This is a genomic window from Nocardiopsis sp. NPDC006139, from assembly GCF_040614155.1.
GTDB classification, from domain to species: Bacteria; Actinomycetota; Actinomycetes; order Streptosporangiales; family Streptosporangiaceae; genus Nocardiopsis; species Nocardiopsis changdeensis.
In genome coordinates this window covers 124,693-136,345 of record NZ_JBEXTT010000005.1, presented here as the reverse complement: position 1 = coordinate 136,345, position 11,653 = coordinate 124,693, and the positions used below count along the sequence as shown (strand labels likewise).

At 73.6% G+C, this 11,653-nt stretch carries 10 protein-coding genes; 1 reads left to right on the top strand and 9 read right to left on the bottom strand.

The genetic code is table 11. From position 1 onward, the window contains the following. Nucleotides 1–41: 41 nt before the first annotated feature. From ABZ249_RS08410 to ABZ249_RS08380, 7 genes are all read right to left on the bottom strand, one after another. Nucleotides 42–1,352 (bottom strand): potassium transporter TrkG, encoded by a 1,311-nt coding sequence (locus ABZ249_RS08410; protein WP_355259585.1) that lies wholly within the window; start codon nucleotides 1,350–1,352, stop codon nucleotides 42–44. A gap of 83 nt (nucleotides 1,353–1,435) precedes the next feature. Further along, complete coding sequence (locus tag ABZ249_RS08405; RefSeq protein ID WP_220561697.1) at nucleotides 1,436–2,155, bottom strand: response regulator; 720 nt, start codon at nucleotides 2,153–2,155, stop codon at nucleotides 1,436–1,438. 101 nt (nucleotides 2,156–2,256) lie between these two features. Next, nucleotides 2,257–2,826, bottom strand: coding sequence for a K(+)-transporting ATPase subunit C (gene kdpC, locus ABZ249_RS08400; RefSeq protein ID WP_355259098.1), 570 nt, complete (start codon nucleotides 2,824–2,826; stop codon nucleotides 2,257–2,259). 1 nt (nucleotide 2,827) lies between these two features. Then, nucleotides 2,828–4,975, bottom strand: a complete 2,148-nt coding sequence (kdpB, locus tag ABZ249_RS08395) for a potassium-transporting ATPase subunit KdpB (protein ID WP_355259095.1) — start codon at nucleotides 4,973–4,975, stop codon at nucleotides 2,828–2,830. An 8-nt stretch (nucleotides 4,976–4,983) separates the two neighbouring features. After that, nucleotides 4,984–6,684 carry a potassium-transporting ATPase subunit KdpA gene (gene kdpA / locus ABZ249_RS08390; protein WP_355259092.1) on the bottom strand — a complete coding sequence of 567 codons (1,701 nt, stop codon included), beginning with the start codon at nucleotides 6,682–6,684 and terminating at the stop codon, nucleotides 4,984–4,986. Then, nucleotides 6,684–6,773 (bottom strand): potassium-transporting ATPase subunit F, encoded by a 90-nt coding sequence (locus ABZ249_RS08385; RefSeq protein ID WP_355259089.1) that lies wholly within the window; start codon nucleotides 6,771–6,773, stop codon nucleotides 6,684–6,686. The genes kdpA and ABZ249_RS08385 overlap by 1 nt, the downstream gene beginning before the upstream one ends. Then, nucleotides 6,770–6,934, bottom strand: a complete 165-nt coding sequence (locus ABZ249_RS08380; RefSeq protein ID WP_355259086.1) for a hypothetical protein — start codon at nucleotides 6,932–6,934, stop codon at nucleotides 6,770–6,772. Before ABZ249_RS08380 ends, ABZ249_RS08385 begins: the two co-directional genes overlap by 4 nt. Nucleotides 6,935–7,155: 221 nt before the next feature. Between ABZ249_RS08380 and ABZ249_RS08375 the strand changes: the two genes are divergently transcribed. Next, a complete protein-coding gene (locus ABZ249_RS08375; protein WP_355259083.1) occupies nucleotides 7,156–9,750 on the top strand; it encodes an ATP-binding protein in 2,595 nt (864 codons plus the stop codon). On the opposite strand, the gene ABZ249_RS08370 is transcribed toward ABZ249_RS08375, so the two are convergent. Beyond that, a complete protein-coding gene (locus ABZ249_RS08370; protein WP_355259080.1) occupies nucleotides 9,747–11,015 on the bottom strand; it encodes a glycosyltransferase in 1,269 nt (422 codons plus the stop codon). The genes ABZ249_RS08375 and ABZ249_RS08370 overlap by 4 nt on opposite strands. A 2-nt stretch (nucleotides 11,016–11,017) precedes the next feature. Next, nucleotides 11,018–11,632: a TetR/AcrR family transcriptional regulator gene (locus ABZ249_RS08365; RefSeq protein WP_220561704.1), complete on the bottom strand. Its 615-nt coding sequence runs from the start codon at nucleotides 11,630–11,632 to the stop codon at nucleotides 11,018–11,020. Nucleotides 11,633–11,653 lie beyond the last annotated feature (21 nt).

Sequence of the window (11,653 nt, the reverse complement as noted above, 5' to 3'; positions counted from 1 at the left end):
CGGGGCGGACGGATCCGCCCCGGGCCGCCGCGCGAGCGGGGTCAGCCGACGATCGGGCGCTCCTCCGGCAGCTCGTACAGCCGGCTGTGCCGGCGCAGCGCCAGCGCCGACGCCAGGGTGATGGGGCCGATGCGGCCGACGAACATGAGGAAGATCAGCACCGCCTGCCCCACGGGGGGCACGTCGGCGGTGATGCCGGTGGACAGCCCCACCGTCGCGAAGGCCGACGTGGTCTCGAAGAGGATCTGGTCCAGGGTGAAGGGGGTCACGATCATCAGGACCAGGGTTCCCGCCAGCACCAGCCCCAGCGCCAGCATGGCGACCGTGGTCGCCTGGGAGGCGGTGCCCGCGGACAGCCGCCGCCCGCCCGCGTGGACCGTCGGCTCGCCGCGCACGTTCGCGTAGGCGACCAGGATCAGCACGGCGAACGTGGTCACCTTGATGCCGCCCGCGGTGCCCGCGCTCCCGCCCCCGACGAACATCAGCATGTCGGTGACCAGCAGCGTCTGCGTCTGCATCGCGCCGAAGTCCAGGCTGTTGAACCCGGCCGTGCGCGGCATCACCGCCTGGAAGAAGGCGGTGAGGACCTTGTCCCCCGTGTCCAGGGGCCCCATGGTCGCCGGGTTGGTCCACTCCAGCGCCAGGAACGCGACGAAGCCGACGGCCAGCAGGGCCGCCGTCATCCCCAGCGTGAACTTGGCGTGCAGCGTCCAGTGGCGCTTCTCCTTGTGCTTCCGGGAGAACCGCCACAGCTCCACCCACACCGGGAAGCCCAGCCCCCCGGCGATCACGCCGAACGCGACCGGCAGCGTGATCCACGGGTCGGTGGCGTAGCCCATCAGGTTGTCGGAGTACAGCGAGAACCCGGCGTTGTTGAACGACGAGACCGCGTGGAACACACCGGTGTGCAGCGCCGCCGTGAAGGTCAGGTCGTAGGCGGTCCACCAGCGCAGCGTGAGCGCGGACGCCAGCAGCGCCTCGAAGACCAGGGTGACCCACAGCACCCCCAGCACCAGCTGCCGCACCTCCCCCAGGGACACCGACTTGGTCTCGGCCCCGGTGGTGACGGCCATGCGCAGGCCCATGCGCCGGCTCACCAGCAGCGACAGCACGGTGGCCAGGGCCATGATCCCGAACCCGCCCACCTGGATCAGCACGAGGATCACGGTCTCGCCGAAGCCGGACCAGTGCCCGGAGGTGTCGACGACCGCCAGGCCGGTCACACTGGCCGCCGAGGTCGCCGTGAAGAGCGCCGTCATGAAGGGGGTCGCCTGGCCGTGGTCGGCGGCGGGCAGGGACAGGAGCAGGGTGCCGGTCAGGATGAGCGCGCCGAAGGCCGCCACCGTCACCAGCGGGGGCCGCTTCCAGAACCCGGGTCCGAACCGGAGACCCCCGACCTGCGGGAACGGGCGGCTCGGATACGCGCGCGGGCTTCTCACCGCTCCCCCTCCTCCCCGCCGGCCAGGAACCGGTAGCCCAGCCCCGGGTCGGTGAGGAAGTAGCGCGGGCGCGGGGGGTCGGGCTCCAGGCGCTGGCGGATCTTGGTCATGAACACGCGCAGGTAGTTGGTCTCCCGTTCGTACTCGGGCCCCCACACCTCGTGCAGCAGCTCGCGGTGGGTCACCAGGCGGCCGCGGTTGCGCACCAGGACCTCGACGATGTGCCACTGCCGGGGGGTCAGGCGGACCTGCTCCCCGCCCCGGGTGACCTGCTTGGCGGCCAGGTCCACGGTGAAGTGGTCGGTGACCACCGACGCCTCCGGCTCGGCCGACGCCGCGGTGCGGCGCATGGCGGCCCGCACCCGGGCGAACAGCTCGTCCATGCCGAACGGCTTGACCACGTAGTCGTCGGCGCCCAGGTCCAGGGCCTGCACCTTCATCTGCTCGGTGTCGCGCCCGGACAGCACCACGACCGGGACCTGCGTCCAGCCGCGCAGCCCGCGCAGGACGTCCAGCCCGCTCATCCCGGGCAGGCCCAGGTCGAGCAGGACCAGCCCGGGGTGGTGGTGCGCGATGAGCTTGAGCGCGTGCTCGCCGCTGTCGGAGAGGTAGGGCGTGTAGCCGCGGGCCCGCAGGTTCAGCTCCAGGGTCTTGCGCAGGCGGGGGTCGTCGTCGACGACGAGCACCGTGGGAGGCGCCTCGTTCCCGTCGCTCATGGTCGGTCCGTTCTCGTGTGTCCGGTGCGGTGGGAACGGCGTCCCACCGCACCGATGGTAGGGAAGGGCGGCCCCCTTGCGTCCCAGGCGGCCGCCGGGTGTCAGGCCGGGGCCCGGTCCAGGGCGAGGTTGAGCTCCAGGACGTTGACGCCCGGCTCCCCCAGCACGCCCAGGGTCCGCCGCGTGGTGTGCTCCCCGATGAGGGCCTCGACCCGCGCGGCGTCCAGGCCGCGGGCCCGGGCGACCCGGTCGGCCTGCAGCCGGGCGTTCTCCACGGAGATGTGCGGGTCCAGGCCGGAGGCGGAGGCGGTCACCGCGTCCACCGGGACCCCGGCGTCCGGCTCCAGGCCGTTGAGGTCGCGGTAGGCCTCGGTGCGGGCGGCCACCTCGTCCAGCAGTCCGGCGTCGGTGGGGCCGAGATTGGCCCCGCCGCTGTCCCGGGGGTCGTGGCCGACGGCCGAGGGGCGCGGGTGGAAGTACTCCGGCCCGGTGAACTCCTGGGAGATCCACTCCGACCCGACGGTCCGGCCGTCGTGTTCGACGAAGGACCCGTCCGCCCGGTGCGGGAAGGCCGCCTGGGCGATCCCGGTGACGGCCAGGGGGTAGGCGAGGCCGAGGACGACGGTGGCGATCGCCATCATGGTGAACCCGGCGATGAGCTGGCGCAGCATGTCAGAGCACTCCCAGCGCGCTGATGAGCATGTCGATGAGCTTGATGCCGACGAACGGGGCGATCAGGCCGCCCACGCCGTAGACGAGGAGGTTGCGGCGCAGCATGGCCGAGGCCGACCGGGCCCGGAAGGCGACGCCGCGCAGGGCCAGCGGGACCAGGGCCACGATGACCAGGGCGTTGAAGACCACCGCCGACAGGATCGCCGACTCGGCCGAGGCCAGGCCCATGATGTTCATCCGGTCCAGCCCCGGCAGGGAGGCGGCGAACATCGCGGGCAGGATCGCGAAGTACTTCGCGACGTCGTTGGCGATGGAGAACGTGGTCAGCGCGCCGCGGGTGATGAGCAGCTGCTTGCCGATGTGGACGATCTCGATGAGCTTGGTCGGGTCGGAGTCCAGGTCGACCATGTTCCCGGCCTCGCGGGCCGCCTGCGTCCCGGTGTTCATGGCCACGCCCACGTCGGCCTGGGCCAGGGCGGGCGCGTCGTTGGTGCCGTCGCCGGTCATGGCGACCAGGGCGCCGCCCGCCTGCTCGCGGCGGATCAGGGCGAGCTTGTCCTCGGGGGCGGCCTGGGCGAGGAAGTCGTCGACGCCGGCCTCCTTCGCGATCACCGCGGCGGTCCTGGGGTTGTCGCCGGTGACCATGACGGTGCGGATGCCCATGGTGCGCAGCTGCTCGAAGCGTTCGCGCATGCCGGGCTTGACGGTGTCCTTGAGGTGGACCAGCCCCAGGGCGCGGGCGGGGCCGCCCCCCTCGGGCACCTCGGCGACGGCCAGCGGAGTGCCGCCCTGGTCGGAGATCTTCTCCGCCAGCGAGAACAGCCGGTCGGGGGCCTCTCCGCCGTTCTCGCGCACCCAGCGGGCGACGGCGTCCACGGCCCCCTTGCGGATGAGGTGGGCGCCGTCGTCCAGGCCGCTCATCCGGCTCTCGGCGGTGAAGGGCACCATCACGCCCCGGTCGGCGGTGCGTCCGTTCAGGTACGGGCGCCCGGCCATGGCGAAGTCCACGATGGAGCGCCCCTCGGGGGTGCCGTCGGACAGGCTGGAGCGGTGGGCGGCCTCGGCGAGCTCCCCGTCGGAGACGCCCGGCAGGGTCAGGAACCCGGACGCCTGCCGGTTGCCGTGGGTGATGGTGCCGGTCTTGTCCAGGAGCAGGGTGGTGACGTCGCCGGAGGCCTCCACCGCCCGCCCGGAGGTGGCCATGACGTTGCGGCGCACCAGCCGGTCCATGCCCGCGATGCCGATCGCGGACAGCAGGGCGCCGATGGTGGTGGGGATGAGGCACACCAGCAGGGCGATGAGGACGATGGTGTCCTGGCGCGCCTGCGAGTAGACCGCCAGGGGCTGGAGGGTGACCACGGCCACCAGGAACACGATCGTCAGCCCGCCCAGGAGGATGTTCAGGGCGATCTCGTTGGGGGTCTTCTTGCGTTCGGCCCCCTCGACCAGCGCGATCATCCGGTCCAGGAAGGTCTCGCCCGGCGGGGTGGTGATGCGCACGACGATCTCGTCGGACAGCACCGTGGTCCCGCCGGTGACCGCCGAGCGGTCGCCGCCGGACTCGCGGATGACGGGCGCGGACTCGCCGGTGATGGCGGACTCGTCGACGGTGGCGATGCCCTCGACGACGTCGCCGTCGCCGGGGATGACCTGCCCGGCGGCGACCACGCACTCGTCGCCGACCTTGAGATCGGTGCCCGCGACGGTCACGAGCTCCCCGCCGGGGGTGCGCACCCGGGCCTCGGTGTCCCTGCGGGTGGCGCGCAGAGCCGCGGCCTGGGCCTTGCCCCGGCCCTCGGCCAGCGCCTCGGCGAAGTCGGCGAACAGCAGGGTCGCCCAGAGGAAGACGGTGAGCAGGGCCCCGAAGCCGGCCCGCGCGGTGTCGCCCTGGACGAGGGAGGCCGTGAACAGGACGGTGGCCAGCGCGCTGCCGACCAGCACCACGAACATGACGGGGTTGCGGAACTGGACGCGCGGGTCGAGCTTGCGGACCGAGCCGATCAGCGCCTGGCGCAGAATGGGCCCGCTGACCAGGCTCCCCTTCGGCTCGGGGAACGCCTCCTCGTCCGGCGGGTGGATGAAGACGGGTTCGCGTTCGGGCGCGGTGATGACGTCCCGGGGCGCGGGTTCGGACGTGTCGTCGTGCATGGTGCGGCTCACAGGGAGAAGTACTCGGCGACGGGGCCGAGGGTCAGGGCGGGCAGGAAGGTCAGTCCGGCGACGATGACGACGACCGCGACGACCAGCCCGCCGAACATCGGGGTGTGGGTGGGCAGGGTGGAGACGGTGGCGGGCACCGGCCGCTTGCGGGCCAGGGACCCGGCGATGGCCAGGACCGGGAGGATGAGCAGGAAGCGGCCGACCAGCATCGCGACCCCCATCGTGGTCGTGTACCACCAGGTGGCGGCGTTGAGCCCGGCGAAGGCCGACCCGTTGTTGTTGGCGGTGGAGGCGTAGCCGTAGAGGATCTCCGACAGCCCGTGCGGCCCGGTGTTGTTCAGCGAGGCCAGCGCGGCGTCGTTGACGGCCGAGGCGGCGGCGAAGCCGAGCAGGACCACCGGCATCGCCAGGAGGTAGAGCATCACGAGCTTGATCTCGGGCGCGGTGACCTTCTTGCCCAGGTACTCGGGGGTGCGGCCGATCATGAGCCCGGCGATGAACACCGTCAGGATCACCATGACCAGCAGGCCGTTGAGGCCGACGCCCGCGCCGCCGGGGCTGAGCTCGCCGAACATCATGTGCAGCATCGACAGGCCGCCGCCGAGCGGGGTGAAGCTGTCGTGCATGGCGTTGACCGAGCCGTTGGAGGTGCCCGTGGTGGCCGCGGCCCACAGTCCGGAGGCGGCGGCGCCGAAGCGGGTCTCCTTGCCCTCCAGGTACCCGGCGGACTGGTCCACGCCCATGCCGCCCAGCAGCGGGTTGCCCGCGCTCTCCAGGAGCATGACGGCGACGGACATGAACGCCCACACCGCGAACATGATCCCGAAGACCGCGCGGCCCTGGCGGCGGTCGCCGCACAGGTGCCCGAAGGCGAAGGCCATGGAGAAGGGAATGATGAGGATCGCCCAGGTCTGGACGAGGTTGCTCAGCGCGGTGGGGTTCTCGAAGGGGTGGGCGGAGTTGGTGTCGAAGAACCCGCCGCCGTTGGTGCCGAGCTGCTTGATCGCCACCTGGCTGGCGGCCGGGCCGCCGGGGACCGCCTGGGCGGCCCCCTCGACGGTGGTGACGACGGTCTGCCCGTTGAGGTTCTGGACGACGCCCTGGGTCACCAGGACCAGGGCGACCAGGAACGACAGGGGGAGCAGGACGCGCACCACGCCGCGGGTGAGGTCCACCCAGAAGTTGCCCAGCGTGGTGGCGCCCCGGCGGGCGATGCCGCGGATGAACGCCGCCATCACGGCCATGCCCGCGCTCGCCGAGACGAAGTTCTGGACGGTGAGCCCGCTCATCTGGGAGAGGTGGCTCATCGTGGTCTCGCCCGCGTACGCCTGCCAGTTCGTGTTGGTCATGAAGCTGACCGCGGCGTTGAAGGCGACGTGGGGGTCGAGGCCGGGCAGGCCGTCGGGGTTGAGGGGCAGCACGCTCTGGGCGCGCAGCAGCGCGTACAGGAACAGGAAGGACATGAGGCTGAAGGCGAGCAGGGAGAACGCGTAGCGCGTCCAGTGCTGCTCGCGTTCGGGGTCCACCCGGCAGAGCCGGTAGACCAGGCGCTCGGCCGGCAGGAACAGGCGGTCGCCGGGGGCCTTGTCCCCGTCGGTGTAGCCGTAGACGGCGGCGATGTAGCGGCCGAGCACGGGGGCGGTGAGGCCCAGGAGCGCGATGAGCGCGAGGAACTGGGCCCATCCGGTGACGGTCATCAGAGTTTCTCCGGGAACAGCAGGGCGGCCGTCAGGTAGGCGGCCAGGGGGATCGCGATCGCCAGCGCGGTGATCTCTTCCCAGGTCATCGGGGTACCGCCGTTTCCGCTTCGGAAGCCGGGGCGCCGGTGCCGTCCCCGGGGTCCCCGAGCGCCGGGTCGTCCCCGATGACGCGTTCGCAGCCGCGGACGTAGGCGACGCACAGGCCGAAGAAGCCGATGGTCGCCAGGACGAGCAGTGTGTCCGCCATGTCCTTTTCCTTGTCGTGGTCGCGGCGGGGCCGGGCGGTCCCGCCGGCGGGCTCCGCCGATGCGGCACCCGCCCGAACGACTGTGGGGCCGGAGCCGGGGGCGGGGCCATCGGGATAGCGCTCCCTTAGCGCCTGGACCGGCGGATTTAGCGGACAATTAGCGCCATACGACATCAGAACGCCCTTTGACCGGTGAGAATGAACCCGGAGGAGGCGATGTGGTGACACGTGGTGAGCTGCGGGTGTACCTGGGCGCTGCCCCCGGGGTGGGCAAGACCTACCGGATGCTGGACGAGGCGCACCGGCGCCGCGACCGCGGCGCGGACGTGGTCATCGGGTTCGTGGAGTGCCACGGCCGGGTCCTGACCGAGGCCATGGTCGACGACCTGGAGACCGTGCCCCGGCGGCGGGTCGCCTACCGCGGGTCCTCCTTCGAGGAGATGGACCTGGAGGCCGTGCTCCGGCGCCGCCCCCAGGTCGTCCTGGTCGACGAGCTCGCCCACACCAACGTCCCGGGCAGCGGCAGCGCCAAGCGCTGGGAGGACATCGAGGTCCTGCTGGAGGCGGGCATCACGGTGCTGTCCACCCTCAACATCCAGCACCTGGAGTCGCTCAACGACGTGGTCGAGCAGATCACCGGCGTCCGCCAGCGCGAGACCGTCCCGGACGCCTGGGTGCGCGGCGCCGACCAGATCGAGCTGGTCGACATGACCCCCGAGGCCCTGCGCCGCCGCCTGGCGCACGGCAACGTCTACGCCCCGGAGAAGATCGACGCCTCCCTGAGCAACTACTTCCGGGCGGGCAACCTGTCGGCGCTGCGCGAGCTGGCCCTGCTGTGGCTGGCCGGGCGGGTGGACGCCGAACTGGAGCAGTACCGGTCCGAGCACGGGGTCACCGACACCTGGGAGGCCCGGGAGCGGGTCGTGGTCGCCCTCACCGGCGGCCCCGAGGGCGAGACGCTCGTCCGCAGGGCCGCCCGGATCGCCCAGCGCGGCAAGGGCGCCGACCTGCTGGCGGTGCACGTGGCCCGCAGCGACGGCCTCACCGGGGCCGACCCCGCCCTGCTGGCCCGCCAGCGCCTGCTGGTGGAGAGCCTGGGCGGCACCTACCACCAGGTCCTGGGCGAGGACGTGCCCCGCGCCCTGATCGCGTTCGCCCGCGGGGTCAACGCCACCCAGCTCGTCCTGGGGGCCAGCCGGCGGGGGCGGATCGCCCGCATGTTCTCCCCCGGGATCGGGGCCACCACCACGGCCCTGTCCGGGGCGATCGACGTCCACCTGGTCACGCACGAGCAGGTGGGGCTGCGGACCCGCGCCCGGGCGGTGAGCCCGGTGTCGCGCCGCAGGCGCCTGGCCGCCTGCGCCCTGGCGTTCATGGCCCTGCTGTCGGTGGGCTTCGGCCTGGGGTTCTCCACGGACGAGGCGAACCTCGCCAGCGGGGTCGTCCTGGTCTTCGCGACGGTCACCGTGGTGGCCCTGGTGGGCGGCCTGTGGCCCGCGCTGCTGGCGTCGGTGTGCGGCTCGGCCCTGCTCAACCTCCTGTACACCGAGCCCTACTTCACCCTGACGGTGGCCCATCCGCAGAGCCTGCTGGCCCTGGCGGGGTTCGTGGTCGTGGCCGTGTCGGTGAGCCTGGTGGTGGACCAGGCGGCCCGGCGCACCCGGGAGGCCGCCCGGGCCGGGGCCGAGGCGCAGCTCCTGGCCACCGTGGCCGGGAACGTGCTGCGCGGCTCGCGCCCGCTGGAGGCGCTCATGGAGCGGCTGCTGGAGACCTTCTCGTTCACGTCGGTCTCGCTGCTGGAGCGGCGCGCCGGAGCGGTCGGCGGGCCGGAGCACCGGCGCGACCCCCGGGACTGGTCGGTGGTCGCCTCCGCGGTGCGCGAGGGCGAGGAGTCGTGCCGGGCGCCGGCCCAGGGGGACATCGACGTCCCGGTGGATGAACGGCTCACCCTGGTCGTGCGCGGCCGCGAGCCCGAGGCGGGGGACCGCCGGGTCATCGAGGCGTTCGCCGCGCAGGCGGCGGTCGCCCTGCGCCAGGAGCGGCTGGCCCGGGAGGCCGCCACGGTCAAGCCCCTGGCCGAGGCGGACCGGATGCGCACGGCCCTGCTGTCGGCGGTCAGCCACGACCTGCGCGCGCCGCTCGCCTCCGCCAAGGCGTCCGTCACCAGCCTGCGCAGCCGGGAGGTGAGCTTCAGCGAGGAGGACCGGGAGGGCCTGCTCGCGATGGCCGACGAGTCCCTGGACCAGCTCACCCGGCTGGTGACCGACCTGCTGGACATGAGCCGCCTCCAGGCGGGGGTGCTGGGCGTGGGGCTGGAGTCGCTGCCCCTGCGCGAATCGGTGTTCGCGGCGCTGGAGCAGTTCGGCGGGGAGGCGGCCGCGGTCCGGGTGGACGTGCCGGAGGAGCTGCCCGACGTGCGGGCCGATCCGGGCCTGCTGGACCGGGTCCTGGCCAACGTGGTCGGCAACGCGCTGCGGTTCAGCCCCGCCGGGGCGCCGCCCGCCGTGTCGGCGTCGTGGGTGGGGGACACCGTGGAGGTGCTGGTGATCGACCACGGTCCGGGGATCCCGGAGGAGGACCGCGAGCGGATGTTCGTGCCCTTCCAGCGCCTGGGGGACACCGACACGGGGACCGGCCTGGGGCTGGGCCTGGCGCTCTCCCAGGGGTTCGCCGAGGCGATGGGCGGCTCGCTCGTCCCCGACTCCACCCCCGGGGGCGGCCTGACCATGCGGCTGGTGCTGCGCGCGGCCGCCCCGGACGCGGCGGGCGCCGCCCCGCCCCCCGGCGCGGAAGGCCGCGCCGACAGCAGAACTTAGGGCTTCAGGGCCTCCTCCAGTAGGCGGACCGCCCCGGCGGCCCCGCCCTCGGCGCGGACCCGTTCGCCCAGGGCGGCGGCGCCGGCGGCGGTCCCCGCGTCCGTGAGGGCCGTGTCCAGTGCGGCGGCCAGGGCGTCCTCGGTGAGGCGGCGGCCGTTCAGCGGGGCGGGCGCGGCCCCGGCGGCGTGGACGCGTCCCGCCCAGAACGGCTGGTCGCCCCAGAAGGGGCACACGACCTGGGGGCGCCCGGAGGCCAGGGCGGCGCCGGTGGTCCCGGCGCCGGCGTGGTGGACCACTGCGGCGCAGCGCGGGAAGAGGGCGAGGTGGGGGACCCGGTCGACGGCCAGCACGTCCCCGCCGTCCACCGCCACGGCTCCCCCGCCGCCGGAGGCGACGATCGCGCGGGCCCCCGCCCGCCGGACCGCCGCGGCGACCAGGCGGCCGGTGGCCGCGGGGTCGGCGGTGGGCAGGCTGCTGAAGCCGACGAACACCGGCGGCTCCCCCGCGGCCAGGAACTCCTCCACGCGGTCGGGCAGGCCGCCCTCCGCGTCCTGGGGCACGAACCAGAACCCGGTGGTGCGCACCCATGAGGGGTAGCCCGCGTCGGCGGGCACCAGGTGCCCGCTGAAGGCGTGGACCATGGTGGCGGGCGTCCCGTCCGGTCTCCGCAGCGGGTCGTGGGCGCCGGGGCGCGGCGCGAGCCCCAGGTCGCGGCGCAGGTCCTCGGCGATCTTGCGCTGGCCGCGCAGGGCCGCCCCGGCCAGCCGGTAGCTCAGCCGGTGGAACCGGGCGGGGACCCAGCCGGGCCAGGGCACACCGGGGGCGGGGAAGGCGCCGGTGGGCACCCAGGAGGGCTGTAGCCCCACCGGCACGGCGGGCACGCCCAGGCGTTCGGCGATGTGCCCGCCCGGCATGCCGGGGATGTGCACGACGATGTCGGCGCCGGAGTCGGCGGTCGCGGCCATGTCGGTGTACACCCGGCGCATGAGCGGGGTGATCGCGCGCAGCAGGGAGACGGTGTGGACGGCGCCGCGCAGGCCCCGCAGGCCGGTCTCGCGCACTCCGGACAGGCCGGGGTCCTCCATGAGGGCGTTGGGTCCGTCGTCGACCGGGCGGTAGGCCACGCCGTGCGCGGCGGCCAGCGGCGCGTAGGACTCCGGTCCGGCGACCGTCGCCGTGTGACCGGCGGCCTCCAGGGCCAGTGCCAGGGCCAGGAACGGCTGGACGTCGCCGCGGGTGCCGTGGGTGAGCAGTAGGGCGTGCACGTTCACTCCTTCCGCGCGGTGAGGCCGCGCGCGATGACGTCGACGAGCAGGTCGACGGTCTGGTCGTAGGCCGCGGGGTCGGCCAGCCGGCCGGCGTTCACGGGCACGAGCATGACGGTCTGCAGGACCCCGACCACGGCGGCCGGGGTGGCGGGCACCAGGTCCCCGCGCTCCAGCGCGGCGGTGACGAAGGCGGCCAGCCCGTTGGCCGGGTTGTCGGGGGAGGCGGTCAGCCGCTCGGGGTCGGCCCTGCGCAGGACCGCGTCCATCTCCTCGGGGTGGGTCACGAGCCGCCGGTACAGGGGGTCGGTGTCCAGGACCTCCAGGGTGGCGCGCAGGAAGCGGCGCAGCGCCTCCTCGGTGTCGTCGGTGGACTCCAGGGCCTCGTCGACGACCCGCCGTTTGACGTCGGCCATCCGGGCCAGCATCAGCTCCAGGTAGAGGTCCTCCTTGGAGCGGAAGAACGCGTAGAAGCTGCTCTTGGCGATGCCGGCGGGTGCGACCAGGTCCTCCAGGGAGGTCTTGCGCAGGCCGCGCGCGGTGAACAGGTCGGCCCCCGCCTCCATCAGCAGTCCGGTGATGCGGGCCTTCTCCTGCCCGGTGAACGCCGGTGGCATGTGTGTCCTCTCCTCCAGGGT

Coding starts and splice junctions, on each gene's coding strand:
- ABZ249_RS08385 (WP_355259089.1), bottom strand. CDS start 6,773: ATGACCTGGGAAGAGATCACCGCGCTGGCGATCGCGATCCCCCTGGCC.
- ABZ249_RS08405 (WP_220561697.1), bottom strand. CDS start 2,155: ATGAGCGACGGGAACGAGGCGCCTCCCACGGTGCTCGTCGTCGACGAC.
- ABZ249_RS08365 (WP_220561704.1), bottom strand. CDS start 11,632: ATGCCACCGGCGTTCACCGGGCAGGAGAAGGCCCGCATCACCGGACTG.
- kdpA (WP_355259092.1), bottom strand. CDS start 6,684: ATGACCGTCACCGGATGGGCCCAGTTCCTCGCGCTCATCGCGCTCCTG.
- kdpC (WP_355259098.1), bottom strand. CDS start 2,826: ATGCTGCGCCAGCTCATCGCCGGGTTCACCATGATGGCGATCGCCACC.
- ABZ249_RS08380 (WP_355259086.1), bottom strand. CDS start 6,934: ATGGCGGACACACTGCTCGTCCTGGCGACCATCGGCTTCTTCGGCCTG.
- kdpB (WP_355259095.1), bottom strand. CDS start 4,975: ATGCACGACGACACGTCCGAACCCGCGCCCCGGGACGTCATCACCGCG.